The sequence below is a fragment of the Stappia sp. genome (genome assembly GCF_048261845.1).
GTDB lineage: Bacteria > Pseudomonadota > Alphaproteobacteria > Rhizobiales > Stappiaceae > Stappia.
In genome coordinates, this window is the sequence record NZ_JBLXFR010000034.1 from 1 (window position 1) to 15,749 (window position 15,749).

Here is a 15,749-nt window from a genome sequence, read left to right on the forward strand (position 1 = left end):
CGGCTTGCGCGTCGTTGCCGACAATCCGCGGATCGTGCGGCTCGGCGAGGGGCTTGGCCCTGCCCACCGGCTGGGCGAGGCGGCGATGGACCGGGCGCTGGAGGCGCTCGTCTGCTGCCGCGACAAGATGCGCGACCGCGGCGTCGAGCGTGCCCGGCTGATCGCAACGGAAGCCTGCCGCGCGGCGGAAAACGGCCCGCAATTCATCGAGCGGGTACGGCAGGAGACCGGCATGTCGCTGGAGATCGCCTCGCGCGAGACCGAGGCGCGCCTGGCGGTTGCCGGATGCGCCTCACTGGTTGATCCGGACGCCAACGGCGTCGTGCTGTTCGATATCGGCGGCGGCTCGTCGGAGATCGTCTGGCTGGATCTGCGCAACCGTTGCGGGGCGCGCGGCGTCGCACTGACCCGGTTCATCCGGGCCTGGATCTCGCTGCCCGTCGGCGTGGTCAACCTTGCCGAGCGCCATGGCGGACGGCATGTCACCTCAGACACGTTCGAGGCGATGGTCGATGATGCCCGCGGGCATCTGGAGGCGTTTTCGCTCGGGCGCGAGCTCAGCGCCGCCATCTGCGACGGAAAGGTCCACATGCTCGGCACCTCCGGCACGGTGACAACCCTGGCCGGGGTGCATTTCGGCCTGAAGCGCTATGACCGTCGCCGCATCGACGGCGTCTGGATGGACGACGAAGACGTCACGGCAATGATTGAGCGGCTGCGCGCGATGCCCTATGAGGAGCGCGTCGGCAATCCGTGCATCGGCGCGGACCGGGCCGACCTGGTGCTTGCCGGCTGCGCGATCCTGGAATCGATCCGCCGTCGCTGGCCCTGCCAGCGGTTGCGCGTCGCCGACAGGGGGTTGCGCGAAGGCATTCTCATGGAACTGATGGCCGCCGACAATGTCTGGCGCCGCAACGCACCGCACCGCCATCGGTCGCGGTCAAGGAAACAGCAATGAGCACATCGGGCCGCGGCCGCGGCGATCGTGGCATGTTCGAACGGGTCAAGACAGCCCGGCGGCGGAGCAATTCCTCCACCCGCTGGCTGCAGCGCCAGCTGAACGACCCTTATGTCCGCCGCGCAAAGATCGACGGCTACCGTTCGCGCGCCGCCTACAAGATCCTCGAGATCGACGACAAGCACAACCTGCTGAAGCCGGGCTTGCGGATCGTCGACCTTGGCGCGGCGCCCGGTGGCTGGTGCCAGGTGGCGGCGGCGAGGACCGGCTCGACGGACGCGGATCCGCGCATCGTCGGCATCGATTATCTCGAGGTGGAGCCGTTGCCCGGCGTGACGCTGCTGCTCAAGGATTTCCTCGACGACGATGCGCCCGATGCGCTGCGCGCCGCGCTTGGCGGACACATGCCCGACCTGGTGCTTTCCGACATGGCGGCCCCGACCACCGGACATCGCCAGACCGATCATCTGCGGACCACCCATCTGTTCGAGGTGGCGGCACTGTTCGCCAGCGAGAATCTGGCGCCTGGCGGGGCCTTTCTGTCCAAGGTGTTCCGGGGCGGCACCGAGAACGAACTGCTTGCCGGCTTGAAGCGCGACTACCAGTCGGTGCAACACATCAAACCGCCGGCCAGCCGCAAGGAAAGCCCGGAACTCTATGTGCTTGCCAAGGGTTTTCGCGGCAGGCGGGGCGGTGATTAGACCGGTCAGGGCACTGCCGGACGCGGAATAGCTGCGGAGCGCGGTGCGAAGCCGCTTCCCTTCCTGTCATGCCCGTGTTAATGACCCGCGCCAACTTCTCCCATTCGCGACCGTCCGCCGGCCCCTCCTGGCCGGGTGAGGGAGCATCCTTTCCTGAAAGGGGAATTGGCCAATGCCCGCATTCTACGAGTCCATCCACGGTGCGGAAGCGCTGACCTTCGACGACGTCCTGCTGATGCCGGGTCATTCGGAGGTGCTGCCGGCCGAAACGGACCTGCGCACCCGTGTCACGCGCGGCCTGGAACTGAATTTTCCGATTCTCTCCAGCGCCATGGACACCGTCACCGAAGGCAAGCTGGCGATCGCCATGGCACAGGCCGGCGGTATCGGTGTCATCCACCGCAACCTGACCATGGATCAGCAGGCGGAGCAGGTTCGCCAGGTGAAGAAGTTCGAATCCGGCATGGTCGTCAACCCGCTGGTCATCGGCCCGGATGCGACGCTGCAGGATGCGCTCGACCTGATGCAGCGGTTCGGCATTTCCGGCGTGCCGGTGGTCGAGAACGGCGGTTCGGGCGGCCAGCTTGTCGGCCGTCTTGTCGGCATCCTCACCAACCGGGACGTGCGGTTTGCGTCCGACCCGAGCCAGAGGGTCGCCGAGCTGATGACCCGCGAGGGGCTGATCACCGTGCGCGACACGGTCAATCAGGCCGAAGCCAAGAAGCTGCTGCATGCCCATCGCATCGAGAAGCTGGTGGTTGTCGACGACCAGCAGAACTGCATCGGCCTTGTCACCGTGAAGGACATGGAAAAGGCGCAGCTCAACCCGAACGCCTCCAAGGACGATCAGGGCCGCTTGCGCGTTGCGGCGGCGACGACCGTCGGACCGGAAGGGTTCGAGCGGGCCGAGCGCCTCATTGACGCCGGTGTCGACCTGCTTGTCGTCGATACCGCGCATGGTCATTCCGAGCGTGTGCTGGAGATGGTGCGCCGGGTGAAGACCCAGTCGAATTCGGTGCAGGTGCTGGCCGGCAATGTTGCCACCGCCGACGGGACGCGGGCGCTGATCGATGCCGGCGCCGATGCGGTCAAGGTCGGTATCGGACCGGGATCGATCTGCACGACGCGGATTGTCGCCGGCGTCGGCGTGCCGCAGCTCACGGCGATCATGGAAGCCTGTTCGGTCGCCGACAAGGACGGGGTGCCGATCGTCGCCGATGGCGGCATCAAGTATTCGGGCGATCTTGCCAAGGCGCTTGCCGGCGGTGCATCGGCGGCGATGATCGGCTCGCTCCTGGCCGGCACGGACGAAAGCCCGGGCGAGGTCTATCTGCACCAGGGCCGGTCCTACAAGTCCTACCGGGGCATGGGTTCGGTCGGGGCGATGGCGCGCGGCTCGGCCGACCGCTATTTCCAGGCCGAGGTGCGTGATGCGCTGAAGCTGGTGCCGGAGGGCATCGAGGGGCAGGTGCCCTACAAGGGACCGCTTGCCAGCGTGCTGCACCAGCTCGGCGGCGGCCTGCGGGCGGCGATGGGCTATGTCGGAGCCCGCTCGATCACCGATTTCCAGGACAAGGCACGGTTCGTGAGGATCTCGGGAGCGGCACTGCGCGAGAGCCATGCCCATGACGTCACGATCACCCGCGAGAGCCCGAACTACCCCTCCAACATCTGATCTTCACAAGCGCCGCCGGCCTGATCGCCGGCGGCGCTCGTCGTCAGCAGCCAATCCATGACGGCTGTGACGGCCGGCCGACGCTGCCGTGCTCGCACTGCCAGCAGGTGAAAGTCGCGGTCACCGCGCAACGATCCCTCCAGCACCCGTACCAGCCGTCCCGCGGCCAGATCGCCTTCCACCAGAAAACGGCTGGCCAGTGCGACGCCTTGCCCGGCAAGGGCGGCATCGATGCTGAGAGATGTCTGGCTGAGGCTCGTTCGCCGGCCTGTTCGGGGAAAATCAGCGTCCAGGACCGCCCGCCAGAACACGGGCCACAGGTTGTGTGTGTCCTGAAGGAGCGGCAGGAGCGCCAGTCTGTCGCTTGTCAGGGGGAGATCGTCTCTGCCAACCAGGGCAGGAGCGGCGACGGCAATGATTTCCTGGGCGAACAGGAGACGGGCGTCGATGTTGGCCCCGAAGGGGGCGCGGGCCTGACGAATGGCCAGGTCGATGCCGTCGGCATGGAAGCTCAGCAGGCTCTCGGTTGCCAGCACGCGCAGGTCGATGTCCGGGTGGGCCTGTGCAAGGTGCGGCAGGTTCGGTATCAGCCATTTGGCGGCGAAAGTCGGCGTGACGCTGATCGTCACCCGCGACGGCTCGGGTTTCACGCGTGCCGTTGCCTCAAGCAGCAGGGCGAAGGCCCGTCCGACCTGCTCGTGATAGGCCCGGCCAATCGCGGTAAAGGACACTCCTCGCGGACCGCGCTCGAAAAGCCGAAGGCCAAGATGCGCCTCCAGCCCGCGCACCTGTTGTGCAATCGCTCCCTGGGTAACGCCAAGCTCGGCCGCGGCGGCCGCGAAATTCAGGTGGCGTCCGGCGACATCGAAGGCCCGCAGACCGTTGAGCGGTGGCAGTCCGGTTGTGCGAGGCAATAGAAAACCTATCTTCTCAAGGCAGGGGAACTGGTTCGATTCCGCCAAGTGTCGCCCGTAAGTTGACGCCTGACATCACTCCTTGTGAAGAAGGGTATCAACATGACTGCAGAAAAAGTAGCCCTGATAACGGCTGGCGGAAGCGGTATGGGGGCGGACGCGGCGCGGCGCCTCGCCCGTGACGGGTTTCGGGTCGCTGTCCTGTCCTCTTCCGGCAAGGGCGAGGCTCTCGGCGCGGAACTTGGCGGTTTCGGGGTAACGGGATCGAATCTCGACGATGCGGCTATCCAGCAGCTGGTGGATGGCGCGGTCGAGCGTTGGGGGCGCGTAGATGTGCTGGTGAACTCCGCAGGTCACGGCCCGAAGGGCGACGTTCTCGAGCTCTCCGACGAGCAATGGCACGCGGGCATGGAGGTTTATCTGCTCAACGTCGTGCGGCCGGCCCGGATCGTGACGCCTTTGATGCAGGCGCAAGGGAGCGGCTCGATCATCAACATTTCGACCTTCGCCGCATTCGAACCGGACCCGTTGTTCCCGACATCGGGTGTTTTCAGGGCGGGGCTTGCGGCCTTCTCGAAGCTCTATGCCGATAGATATGCGCGCGACAACATTCGCATCAACAACATCCTGCCGGGTTTCATCGACAGCCTGCCGGAGGCGGAGGAGCGCCGCGCACGTATCCCGATGGGGCGCTACGGACGGGCCGAAGAGGTTTCGTCCCTGGTCTCGTGGTTGGCCTCGGACGAGGCGGGCTACATGACCGGTCAGAATCTCGTGATCGACGGGGGATTGACCCGTGGCATCTGATGCAATCCGCGCGATTGCGGGTGACAGCGCCGTCTCCGCGCTCAAGTGGTCGGCATCAATCATCCAGATCGCCGGCTACGCGGCGACGGCTTTCGGCTGGGCTCCGTGGAACCTGTTTTTCTTTCTGGCCGGGGTCACGGGGTGGTTTGTGGTCGGTGTGCTTTGGAACGACAGGGCACTCATGCTGATCCATGTTGTCGCGTTTGCGGTCCTCATCGCGGGCATGCAGGACGGCCAGGACGTTGGACCGGCCGGGGTCTCGGGAGGGCCATGAGCGACTGTTCCTCGCCGCCCATGGCTCTACGGAGGGTCCGTATCCGAATTCAGCCTGCGGCGATGGTCGGCACGCGCCGGCGTCCGCGCCTGCGGTTGCCCTTTTGCTCTTGCGTCATCTCGAGCAGGCGGTGCGCGCAGGCGACCAGTATTTCCGGCGATTCCCCTCCCAGGTCTTGCGCGGCATAGGCGAAATAGGCTTTCCAAGCCTCTATTTCCTTTGCCGGGTCCATGGTCGTAGCTGTTTGCGTGTGGTTTCCGTTTTTCTGCATGACCTCCACCTCCGATTCTAAAGATGAGACGCTGGTGAACGTTATAGAAGCGTTATTCTTCATCTAGGGAAAGACACGTGTCGGTTGAATATAAGTTGTGTATTGTAAATAATACTTACATACACCTACTTTGGGTTGACTTTTCGTGCAATCACTACGCGAGAATACCTGATGTAATTGACATGGGTCATTTTCGGGCGGGCGTTGGCAAGCGACGACGGATCGGATAAAGCAGCCGGAGACAGGCTCTTCCGCAGGCGCGGTATGCGCCCGCCTGCCACCAGTGCGCGAACCCCGTGAGCAGTCCGGCTGCCTCGTCGAGTGCTGGCCGGTCGGGCCGGGTGACCCCAGCGGGCATGAACATTCGAGGACAAATATGAAGGACGGAGGCCGACTGGCCGCTGCAATCGAGATTCTGGGCGAGGTGGAAAGCGCCCGCCGTCCGGTGCAGGACGCGCTTCGTGACTGGGGGCGGGGGCACCGTTTCGCCGGGTCCGGCGATCGCCTTGTCATCGCCAATCTGGTGTTCGACGCGCTGCGCCGGCGGTTGTCGCTTGCCGCGCTGATGGGCGAGGACAGTCCACGCTCGTTGGTGCTGGCCACTTATGTGCGGATCTGGGGGCTCGGTCTTGACGGGCTTGCCGCGGCGCTGGACGGGGACCGCTTCGCTCCGCCGCCGCCCAGCGAGGAAGAGGCCGCCAAGCTCACCGCGGCGGAGCCGGCCGACATGGCCCCGCAGGTCGCCGCCGACATTCCCGACTGGCTCTGGCCGCAGTTCGAGGCGGCGTTCGGCGAGGACAGCGTTGTCGAGGGGCGGGCGCTCGCCGCGCGTGCGCCGATCGACCTGCGTGTCAACTTGTTGAAGGGAGACCGGGAGCGGATGCTGCGCAAGCTGTCCCACCTGACGCTGCACGAAACGGCAGTGTCGCCGGTGGGGCTGCGCATAGAGCCGCCGCAGGGCAAGGACCGGGCGCCGCATGTGCAGGCGGAAGAGGGGTTCCGCAAGGGCTGGTTCGAGCTACAGGACGAAGCGAGCCAGGTCGCGGCTCTCGTTGCCGCCTCTGTGGAACCGGCGCAGGTGCTCGACTATTGCGCCGGCGGCGGGGGCAAGACGCTGGCGCTGGCCGGCGCCATGGGCAACCGAGGCCAGATCTACGCCCATGACGCCAGCAAGTTGCGGCTTGCGCCGATCTTCGAGCGGCTGCAGCGCGCCGGTGCCCGCAATATCCAGGTGCGCGATCCCGAGACCACGGGGCTGGACGATCTCGAAGGGCGCATGGACCTCGTTTTCGTCGACGTGCCCTGTTCAGGCACCGGTGTCTGGCGAAGACGCCCGGATTCCAAGTGGCGGATCACGCCCAATGCGCTTGCCGCCCGCACCCGCGAGCAACGCGAGGTGTTCGACGCCGCAAGCCGCTTCGTGCGCCCTGGCGGCCACCTCCTCTATGCGACCTGTTCGCTGCTGCCTTGCGAGAATGCGGATCAGGTCAGTGCCTTCCTCGAAACGCATGAGGCGTTCGAGGTGGTGCCGCTGGAGCCGCGCTGGAGCGCACTGTTCGGCGAGAACGCCCCGCGTCCGCGTTTCGATGCGGCCGGTCTTGCCACGCTCAGTCCGGCACGGACCGCCACGGACGGGTTCTTCATCGCGCTGCTGCGGCGACGCGAGGACGGCTGAGGCCCTACTCGGCCCGATTACTGGCGGGACCGAAGGGGGGAAGAACCTCTAGGCTGCGCCGGTCGAGTTGCGCGAGCACTTCGGCGGGACCGAAACGGGGCTGCCAGCCGAGCCCGGAAGTGGCGGTGGTATAGATCCGGTCCACGGTCTTCGGCAGCGGCCATCCGCGAAGCTGGAACGCGCGCACGAGTTCCGGTGCGCGTTCGCGCAGGACGGGTTCCGGCGCGGATGCCAGCATTTCGCAATCGGATGGAAGAAACGGCGTCGATGCCGTGACGATGTGGCGCTGGAAGTACGGTCCCCCGTTTGTCAGTGCCGCCACATGCGCGTCGGCGACGTCACGGATGTCGATGCCCCGATGCAGGCGATAGGCGGCCATCACGTTGGCCGCCTCGGGAAAGCTGCGCGACATTCGCAACACGCGCAAGGCAAGGTCCGGCCCCGCCATCGTCTCAAGCATTTCCTCCGCCGCCAGCTTGGTGTGGTGGTAGACGGTTTTCGGCTGCGGCATGGTCGTCTCGTCGATCCAGGTGCAGCATCCCGGAGCGACCGCGTGACCATAAAGGGCCGTCGTGCTGGTGAAGACCAGCCGCCGGACCCCGAGCTCCCGGGCGATTTCCGCGACCAGCCGCGTCGCCTCGACGTTGACGCGGAAGAATTCCTCCTCCGGGACGGTGCCGACATGGGGCGCGTGCAACGCGGCGGTGTGAATCACGGCATCGGCGCCCCGCATGGCTGACCGCAGCAACGCCGCGTTGCCAATGTCGCCCGCGATTGCGGTGGTGGAAAAGGGCGAGCGGTCGATGCCGATGACGTCCTGCGTACCTGCGAGAGCCGCGAAGATGGCGCGGCCCACCCGTCCGGAACTGCCTGTCAGAGCGACGCGCAAGGCCGTTCGTCTGCTTCAGATGCCGGGGAAAAGCGGCAGGTTCTCCGCTTCCTCCCGGCGGCCGTCGTCCGGGCCATCATGCGCGGCCTCCCGCGGCTCCTGCCCTGCGTCCAGATCTGCATTGCCGGCCGGTTCGGCGGAGATATCCCGGGCGGCAAGGCCTCCGTTGGCCGCCGCCTGCTGTCGTTCGGTGAGCAGTCTTTCCGTTCGCTCGGCCGCGTCCTGTGCCCGTTGCATCGCCTGCTGCTCCAACTGCGGGACCAGCATGTCGAGGTCGCGCCAGACGCTTGCTGCCACCTTGTCGCGACTGCCGGCGGCCATCAGCACGCTTCGGGCCTGCAGGCCTGCGCCGGCGGCTGCCAGCGCGGTTCCAAGCGCATTGCCCGCCGCCCTGTTTTCCCCGTCCAGTTCCCATGCGGCGCGCGCATGGGAGAGGGCCCCGGCAAGATCGCCCGACTTGCGGCAGGCGTGGCTCAGCTGAATGCTGTGAACGGCGTTGCCCGGTTCGCTCTCCTGCGCGGCGGCGAAGGCCTCGATCGCCTCGGCCCAGTGCTCGGCGGCAAGGTGGATCGTTCCGGCAAGCGCCAGGATGGATGCATCGGCGGGCGCGCGGGCTGCGGCGCGTTCGACGGCCTCGCGGGCTTCGTCCAGCCGGCCCTGGCGATAGAGAATGTCAGCCAGTCCCTTCAGCGCGGGCACATAGCCGGCGTCCAGCCGCAGCGCGTGGCGGTATTGGGCGATGGCGCCGGCGACATTGCCGAGGGGGCCTTGCGCATCGGCGTCGAGGGTCAGGGCGGCGGCGCTTTCGGGCATGGCCTTGAGCAGCCGACGGGCATGCGGGGCGGCCTCGGCATGGCGCGTCAGGCGGTTGAGGATCGTCGCCAGGCCGAAGAGCGCGTTGCGGTTGTCCGGATCTTCCTCCAGCACCTGCTGGAACGTTTCGCTCGCCTGTTCGTCACGTCCCATCAGCAGGAAGGCATTGCCGAGATTGGCGCGCGCGGCGCGGTGTTCGGGCTGCGAGAAGGCCACCTGGCGCAACAGCGTCACGGCCTCTTCCAGGTCGCCCTTGCGCATCAGGGCGGTGCCGGCCCGGTAGCGCGCCTCGAGATCCTCGGGATCGCGGGCGATCAGGGTACGGTAGATGTCGAGCGCGCCGGCGAAATCGCCGGCAGCCTCGCGTGTCGCCGCTGCGAGCAGGGCGTCGGAGGCTTCGGGCGGCGAGAGAAATGACGCCATGGATCTGCTGGCTCCTGGGCCGCTCTGGCGCCTGTGTCAGGGATGCGCGGGCGATTCTTCGTCCGCGGCGACTCAGGCTGCCTCTTGAGAAAAAGCGTAGGGTGCTTCGTCCTTGCGGTCAAAGTCCCGGTGCGGTCCGGGAAGCTTATCCGCAGCCGTCCGGCGAGATTGCGGCACGCAGGCGGATATCCCGCACGGATTACGCAGATTCCTGTTCAAAACACGGGCCGCTTTGGGTATTAGCTGCCCATGACCGACCAGCTCCTCATCATCGATTTCGGCTCGCAGGTAACCCAGCTCATCGCGCGGCGTCTGCGCGAGCTGAATGTCTACTGCGAGATTCACCCCTTCCAGAACGTCACCGACGCGTTTCTCGCCGAGTTCCGGCCGAAGGCGGTGATCTTCTCCGGCGGACCCGACAGCGTCACCCGGGCGGGCTCCCCGCGCCCGCCGGCTTCCGTCTACGAACTCGGCGTGCCGATCCTGGGCATCTGCTACGGCCAGCAGGTGATGATGCAGGACCTGGGCGGCAAGGTCGACGGCGGCAAGATTTCCGGCGGCGGCGGCACGGCGGAATTCGGCCGGGCCTTCGTGACCCCGTCGGAGAGCCGCATTCCGATCCTTGACGGCTGGTTCGAAGGCGGCCGCGAGCAGGTCTGGATGAGCCACGGAGACCATGTCAGCCGGCTGGCTCCGGGGTTCGAGGTGCTCGGCACATCGCCCAATGCTCCCTTTGCAATCACCGCCGACCTGTCGCGCAATTTCTACGCGGTGCAGTTCCATCCCGAAGTGCACCACACGCCGAACGGCCGCAAGCTTTACGAGAATTTCGTCAGGCTTGCCGGGTTCACCGGCGACTGGACGATGGGGGCCTATCGCGAGGAGGCGATCCGCAAGATCCGCGAGCAGGTCGGCGACAAGAAGGTCATCTGTGGCCTGTCCGGCGGCGTCGACAGCTCGGTTGCCGCCGTTCTCATCCACGAGGCGATCGGCGACCAGCTCACCTGCGTCTTTGTCGATCACGGTCTCCTGCGCCTCAACGAGGCGGACGAGGTCGTCACCATGTTCCGCGACCACTACAACATCCGCCTGATCCATGCCGACGAACAGGATCTGTTCCTTGGCGCGCTGGAAGGGATCTCCGACCCGGAGGTCAAGCGCAAGACCATCGGCCGGCTGTTCATCGACGTCTTCCAGAAGCATGCCAACACGATCGAGGGAGCCGAGTTCCTCGCGCAAGGCACGCTCTATCCCGACGTGATCGAGAGCGTCAGCTTCTCCGGCGGCCCGTCGGTGACGATCAAGAGCCACCACAATGTCGGCGGCCTGCCGGAAAAGATGGGACTGAAGCTGGTCGAGCCCTTGCGCGAGCTGTTCAAGGACGAGGTGAGGGCGCTCGGACGCGAGCTCGGCCTGCCGGCGAGCTTCATCGGCCGCCATCCGTTTCCCGGGCCGGGCCTTGCCATCCGCTGCCCGGGCGAGATCACCCGCGCCAAGCTCGACATCCTGCGCAAGGCGGATGCGGTCTATATCGACCAGATCCGCCGGCACGGGCTCTATGACGAGATCTGGCAGGCCTTCGTCGCCATCCTTCCCGTGCGCACCGTCGGCGTGATGGGCGACGGGCGCACCTATGACTATGCCTGTGCGCTCAGGGCGGTGACCTCGGTCGACGGCATGACGGCGGACTACTATCCGTTCAGTCACGAGTTCCTCGGCGAGACCGCGACGCGGATCATCAACGAGGTCGAGGGCATCAACCGGGTGACCTACGACATCACCTCCAAGCCTCCCGGCACCATCGAGTGGGAATGATTGAAGGCCATTCAGACGTCGCCGACAGTCGTTCCTGAACACCGTTGGCCCGTGTTGCCGGGGCTTTGTACGGCATCGCTGCCGTGGCGGGGCATCGCGATCCGGTCCTGAGTGCCTCGCTTTCCGGGAAGGCCCGTTTCCGGAGGCCGCTCGCCCGCATCATGGCACTGGCACGGGTGTCGCGGGCGGCAACGTGACTGAGGGCGGACACGAGTGCAGGAAAGCCCCGCTCGGCGAGCGGGGCTCCTGGAAGGTGCGGTCGCCCTTGACGGGCGTTGCGGCGGTATCGGGTGGGCACTGCCTGCCGACGTCCCCGGACTTGGCAAGCCATTGAAAGGCGTCATCCTTCCTTCGGTCTTGCTTCCCGCCTTCGTCCAAATTCGCTCCGGCCACGTCCGCCAGTTCAACAAGTCCTGCCCTTAGAGCATGCGCAATCTTGAAAGGAAGGACTGGAACGGTTCCAGGCGCTTCCGGACCGGGAGCCTTTCGGCGGCCGGAGCCTCCCAGTGCAGCGGATCGTCGGCGAAAAGCCGGTACGTGCCGCGATAGTCGAAGCCGTGTTCGGCGGCCTCATTGCGGTCGGCGGCGAAGAACACCTGCGCAATGCCTGCAAGACGCGCACTCATGTAGCACATTGCGCAAGGCTCTCCGGAGGCCAGGAGCGTCGCTCCCGCAAGGTTGAATGTGCCATGCGTGCGGCAGGCGTCACGGATCGCCTCGACTTCGGCATGCGCGGTCGGGTCGTGCCGCTCCCGGACGCGGTTGACACCGCGTCCGAGAATGTTGCCGTTGCGGTCGGTCACCAGGGCGGTGAACGGAATGCCGCCCTCGTGAACATGGTCCATGGAGAAGGCCACGGTCTCTTCCATGAGTTCCTGGTAGCGGGTCGCGGTTCCGGCGCACATCAGTGCTGCTCCTGAAGCTTCGCGCTGTCGGCAAGCTTGAGCCAGACGACGCCGCCGATGATCACCGCAAGCCAGAATGCCTGCGCGATGGTGAGCGTCTCGCCGAGAAGCAGGCTGCCGAACGCGGCGGCGCCGACGGACCCGATGCCTGCCCAGACCGCGTAGCCGATGCCCACATCGATGGTGCGCAAGGCAACGCTGAGGAAGTAGAGCGTCAGCAGGAAGAAGACGATGGCCGCGACCGACCAGCCAAGGACGGTGAATGCTTCGCTGCCGCCAACGCTGAGCGCGTATCCGATCTCGAAGGCTCCGGCGAGAAGCAGGCTTATCCATGCACGGGTGCTGCCGGCATTGTCCTGATGTGTGTTCGTCATGTCGAGTTTCCTTGAATGCGATGGAATGCGGAAAGGTGCCGGGCGGCGGTCTGGTTACGCCGCGCCGCTGAGGCGCAGGCCGACGACGCCGCCGACAACGAGGAGAATGCCGAGGGTCTTCTTCCAGTTGAGCGTCTGGCCGAAGAACACGACGCCCAGGACGACGATCCCGACGCCGGCCGCCGAGGTCCAGATGGCGTAGCCCACGCCGACATCGAAGGTGAGAAGGGCAAGGCTCAGGAAGAACGTCGCGACAGCTCCGCTGACGAGGGTTGCGGCGGTCCATCCGACATGGGTGAAGCCCTTCGCCTTGCCGGCGCTGATTGCAACCGCGATCTCCAGGATCACGGCAATTCCGAGATAAAGCCAGCTCATCGTATTTTCCTTTCGTGGGTATGGTGTCGTCAGGCGTTTGCCTGTTGTGGTGATGGGGTTGTCTCGAGGTCTTCGATGGCCCGCCGCAATTCATCCAGCGGCGGCGTTCCGCGGAAAATCCGCTCGCCGACCACGATCGTGGGGACCGAGGTGATGGCCATGTCCTCGCGGGCGTGGCGCAGGGCTTCGCGGTGGCGCGCCGCATAGGCGCCGCTGTCCAGCGCCGCACGGGCTTCTTGCGCATCGAGGCCGGCTTCGGCCGCGAGCTTGACCAGAACGTCCGGGTCACCGATGTCGCTGCCGTCCTGGAAGAAGGCACGCAGCACCCGCATGGAGTAGGGGTGGTCGAGGCCCTTGTCCTGCGCCATGGCCAGAAGCTCGAAGGCCGTCGCCGTGCGCGGCTGGGGCGAGATCGCCGGCAGCCGGATGGGCACACCCAGCTGTTCGGCGCGCGGGTAGACGGCGTTCTTCCAGATCGCCGGCAGGTAGCCGTCTTCCACGCGCAAGGTCGGAACCGGTTCGGGGCGCAGTTCAAAAGCGCGCCATTCGATCGGAATGTCCCGGTCGCCGATCGCCTCGGACAGGACGCTTTCCGCCAACAGGCAGAACGGGCAGACATAGTCGGAGTAGACGGTTACGTGGGGCTTCCGCGCGCTGTCCGCTTGCGCGCTTGCAGCAGTTTCCGGCAACGTCGTCATGTGTTTCCTCGTTGGTGGATGACCGTTGCCATTGGAGATATCAGGCGTGGAAAACCCTGGCCAAAGCGGATATTTCAGGCGCAAGATGAATCAGATTCATCATGCCGGCGTCCTTGATCCAGGAGATCGCGACCTTGCGAAAGCTTCCGCCACTTCATGGCCTGCGGGCCTTTGAAGCCGCCGCCCGTCATCTGCATTTCACGCGAGCGGCCGAGGAGCTGCACCTGACGCCGACCGCGATCAGCCATCAGGTGAGGCAGTTGGAGGAAATCCTGGGCGTGGAGCTGTTCCGGCGCTACCCGCGCCCGGTGAGGCTTTCGCCCGCGGGCGAGAAGCTGTTTCCGGTGCTCCGGGAATCCCTTGATCGCATTGCCGCGGCCATCGGGCAGTTGTCCGACGGTCAGGACGGGCCGCTGCGCCTGTCCGTGACCATGGCCTTTGCCAGCAGATGGCTGATGCCCCGGCTTCCGCACCTGCGCGAGCAGGCGGGGTTCGGTCTGGAAATCGAGGCGAATGACGACGTGGCGGACCTGCATGCCTCGGGCATCGACATGGCGATCCGCTATGCGGAGCGGCCCGGCGGGCACGCCGAATGGCACCGGCTGTTTCCCGACCGCATCATACCGGTCTGTTCGCCCGGCCTGTTGTCAGGCCAGGCACGGCTTTCGCCGGATGAGATCCTTGCCTTGCCGTTGCTGCATTATCGCTGGCGGTCGGGGTCGGCCAATGCGCCGAGCTGGGAACGATGGCAGGCCCACGCACAGGCGGATCGCGGTCGGCCGCACATCACCCAGACGTTTTCCGAAGAAGTTCACGCGCTTGACGCGGCCGTGGCCGGCCAGGGAGCGGTCCTTGCCTCCGAGCTGCTCGTCAGCGATCAATTGAACGCCGGCACGCTCGTCCAGCTTTCGGATATCCCGCTGCCCGGCCCGACCTATTGGGCGGTGTTCCTGGCCAGCCACCCGGCGAAGGAGCGCTTGCACCTGTTGCTCGGCTGGTTCCGGGAACAGGCCGTCCTGTTCGAGTACAGCCGCAATCCCGCTACTTGATATAGTAGTAGATGCTGCTGCGCGATGCGCCGAGCGCCTTCGCGACGTCGTCGATCGACCCTTTCAGCGACATCATTCCCAGCTCCTGCAGGTGGGCCATCAGGTCGCGTTTCTCGGACGTGCTGAGCGACCTGGGGTCCTTGTTTCGCGCAAGCGCAAAATCGCGCACACATTTGACGATGTCATCGGAGCGCGGTGTCTGGATGCGCTCGGAGACACCTTCAATGTCCCGCGTTTCCGTCAATCTTCCAAGGTAGTCGGCCATGCCGTTCAGGTATGACACGTCGACATTCAGGCAAAGTGCCGCGACATAGGCGCCGTCGCTGTCCTTCAGTCCGATCGACGTGCTCTTGACCACCCGGCCGTCGGACAGCGTGTTTGCGTAGTTGACCAGCTTGTCCGGAAAACTCGAGTCGGAGATGCGGGCAAGTCCCAGCTCTGTCGCCGGGTCACCGACCGACCTGCCGGAAATGTTGTTCTCGATCTTGACGATCGCATGCGAGGGGTTGGTCAGGTCGTGCAGCACCACTTCACAGATCGGGGCGAAGGTTTCCGCCAGGGCGTCGGCGATCTTGGATGCCTCGCGAAGAATGAGGTCGTGCTCGGATTGTTTTGACATTTCGTCAGCTTTCAACATTTTGTCATTGACATGAAGTCAGTTTTTGACATTTTGTCTAAAGGGTCAATAGGGACACGGCCGCAAGGAGCGGATATTCCCGAGCGGCGCAAGGAAAGCGAGCGAATGACGATCAATCTGATTGAAACTTCCGAGGCGGCGCTTCCGCTCGGGCATTACTCCCAGGCCGCCGCATATCAGGGCACGCTCTACCTGTCGGGTATCCTGCCGGTGGCGATCGACGGCGACCCCTTCGCCGTTCGGCCGTTTGACGAACAGGCGGACCTTGTCCTTGCCCATGCCGGGGCGATCCTCGCGAAGGCCGGCGCGACGGTCGCCGACATCGTCAAGGTCTCGATTTATGTGACGGACATTTCCAACTGGGCAGGTTTCGATGCCCGCTATGCCCGGTTCGTCGGCGACCACAAGCCGGCACGCGCCGTGATCCCCGTTCCCGCGCTTCATCATGGCTTCGACATCGAACTCGAACTGATTGCTGCCGTCAAAGGATAGAACC

General features: G+C 65.5%; 18 protein-coding genes. 9 read left to right on the plus strand and 9 right to left on the minus strand.

What is annotated here, in order from left to right; all coding sequences use genetic code 11:
* From ACN0T5_RS14050 to guaB, 3 genes are all read left to right on the plus strand, one after another.
* On the plus strand, positions 1–958 hold a 958-nt coding region (locus ACN0T5_RS14050), incomplete at its 5' end, for a Ppx/GppA phosphatase family protein (protein ID WP_417769231.1).
* Entirely contained in the window at positions 955–1,659 is a 705-nt protein-coding gene (locus ACN0T5_RS14055; protein WP_417769232.1) for an RlmE family RNA methyltransferase, read from the plus strand. The genes ACN0T5_RS14050 and ACN0T5_RS14055, both read left to right, overlap by 4 nt.
* A gap of 172 nt (positions 1,660–1,831) precedes the next feature.
* Positions 1,832–3,334, plus strand: coding sequence for an IMP dehydrogenase (guaB, locus tag ACN0T5_RS14060; RefSeq protein ID WP_417769233.1), 1,503 nt, complete (start codon positions 1,832–1,834; stop codon positions 3,332–3,334).
* Here the strand turns inward: guaB and ACN0T5_RS14065 are convergent.
* Positions 3,316–4,296, minus strand: a complete 981-nt coding sequence (locus ACN0T5_RS14065; protein WP_417769234.1) for a LysR substrate-binding domain-containing protein — start codon at positions 4,294–4,296, stop codon at positions 3,316–3,318. The two genes, guaB and ACN0T5_RS14065, sit on opposite strands and share 19 nt — an antisense overlap.
* A gap of 54 nt (positions 4,297–4,350) precedes the next feature.
* Here ACN0T5_RS14065 and ACN0T5_RS14070 point away from each other — a divergent pair, with 54 nt between their 5' ends.
* Together ACN0T5_RS14070 and ACN0T5_RS14075 are read left to right on the plus strand one after the other, a co-directional pair.
* A complete protein-coding gene (locus ACN0T5_RS14070; RefSeq protein WP_417769235.1) occupies positions 4,351–5,055 on the plus strand; it encodes an SDR family oxidoreductase in 705 nt (234 codons plus the stop codon).
* Positions 5,045–5,329: a DUF6552 family protein gene (locus ACN0T5_RS14075; RefSeq protein ID WP_417769236.1), complete on the plus strand. Its 285-nt coding sequence runs from the start codon at positions 5,045–5,047 to the stop codon at positions 5,327–5,329. Before ACN0T5_RS14070 ends, ACN0T5_RS14075 begins: the two co-directional genes overlap by 11 nt.
* 49 nt (positions 5,330–5,378) lie before the next feature.
* On the opposite strand, the gene ACN0T5_RS14080 is transcribed toward ACN0T5_RS14075, so the two are convergent.
* A complete protein-coding gene (locus ACN0T5_RS14080) occupies positions 5,379–5,663 on the minus strand; it encodes a hypothetical protein (protein ID WP_417769237.1) in 285 nt (94 codons plus the stop codon).
* 313 nt (positions 5,664–5,976) lie between these two features.
* Here ACN0T5_RS14080 and ACN0T5_RS14085 point away from each other — a divergent pair, with 313 nt between their 5' ends.
* On the plus strand, positions 5,977–7,275 hold the full coding sequence (locus ACN0T5_RS14085) for an RsmB/NOP family class I SAM-dependent RNA methyltransferase (protein ID WP_417769238.1): 1,299 nt from the start codon (positions 5,977–5,979) through the stop codon (positions 7,273–7,275).
* Positions 7,276–7,279: 4 nt separating this feature from the next.
* On the opposite strand, the gene ACN0T5_RS14090 is transcribed toward ACN0T5_RS14085, so the two are convergent.
* Positions 7,280–8,164 (minus strand): NAD-dependent epimerase/dehydratase family protein, encoded by an 885-nt coding sequence (locus tag ACN0T5_RS14090; RefSeq protein ID WP_417769239.1) that lies wholly within the window; start codon positions 8,162–8,164, stop codon positions 7,280–7,282.
* 15 nt (positions 8,165–8,179) lie between these two features.
* A complete protein-coding gene (locus ACN0T5_RS14095) occupies positions 8,180–9,400 on the minus strand; it encodes a tetratricopeptide repeat protein (RefSeq protein WP_417769240.1) in 1,221 nt (406 codons plus the stop codon).
* A 249-nt stretch (positions 9,401–9,649) separates the two neighbouring features.
* Between ACN0T5_RS14095 and guaA the strand changes: the two genes are divergently transcribed.
* A complete protein-coding gene (guaA, locus tag ACN0T5_RS14100) occupies positions 9,650–11,215 on the plus strand; it encodes a glutamine-hydrolyzing GMP synthase (protein WP_417769241.1) in 1,566 nt (521 codons plus the stop codon).
* 419 nt (positions 11,216–11,634) lie between these two features.
* Here the strand turns inward: guaA and ACN0T5_RS14105 are convergent, their stop codons facing one another.
* Genes ACN0T5_RS14105 through ACN0T5_RS14120 form a run of 4 tightly spaced genes read right to left on the minus strand, consistent with a single transcriptional unit; the run spans position 11,635 to position 13,567 of the window.
* Positions 11,635–12,120 (minus strand): nucleoside deaminase, encoded by a 486-nt coding sequence (locus tag ACN0T5_RS14105; RefSeq protein ID WP_417769242.1) that lies wholly within the window; start codon positions 12,118–12,120, stop codon positions 11,635–11,637.
* A complete protein-coding gene (locus ACN0T5_RS14110) occupies positions 12,120–12,494 on the minus strand; it encodes a DMT family transporter (protein ID WP_417769243.1) in 375 nt (124 codons plus the stop codon). The genes ACN0T5_RS14105 and ACN0T5_RS14110 overlap by 1 nt, the downstream gene beginning before the upstream one ends.
* A 54-nt stretch (positions 12,495–12,548) precedes the next feature.
* Positions 12,549–12,869 carry a DMT family transporter gene (locus ACN0T5_RS14115; protein WP_417769244.1) on the minus strand — a complete coding sequence of 107 codons (321 nt, stop codon included), beginning with the start codon at positions 12,867–12,869 and terminating at the stop codon, positions 12,549–12,551.
* A 29-nt stretch (positions 12,870–12,898) separates the two neighbouring features.
* Entirely contained in the window at positions 12,899–13,567 is a 669-nt protein-coding gene (locus ACN0T5_RS14120) for a DsbA family oxidoreductase (protein WP_417769245.1), read from the minus strand.
* A 134-nt stretch (positions 13,568–13,701) separates the two neighbouring features.
* On the opposite strand from ACN0T5_RS14120, the gene ACN0T5_RS14125 reads away from it, so the two are divergent.
* Complete coding sequence (locus ACN0T5_RS14125; protein WP_417769246.1) at positions 13,702–14,616, plus strand: LysR substrate-binding domain-containing protein; 915 nt, start codon at positions 13,702–13,704, stop codon at positions 14,614–14,616.
* Here ACN0T5_RS14125 and ACN0T5_RS14130 read toward each other — a convergent pair.
* Complete coding sequence (locus tag ACN0T5_RS14130) at positions 14,609–15,235, minus strand: helix-turn-helix transcriptional regulator (protein ID WP_417769247.1); 627 nt, start codon at positions 15,233–15,235, stop codon at positions 14,609–14,611. The genes ACN0T5_RS14125 and ACN0T5_RS14130 overlap by 8 nt on opposite strands.
* A gap of 123 nt (positions 15,236–15,358) precedes the next feature.
* Between ACN0T5_RS14130 and ACN0T5_RS14135 the strand changes: the two genes are divergently transcribed.
* Positions 15,359–15,745, plus strand: a complete 387-nt coding sequence (locus tag ACN0T5_RS14135; RefSeq protein WP_417769248.1) for a RidA family protein — start codon at positions 15,359–15,361, stop codon at positions 15,743–15,745.
* The last annotated feature ends 4 nt before the right edge of the window (positions 15,746–15,749 follow it).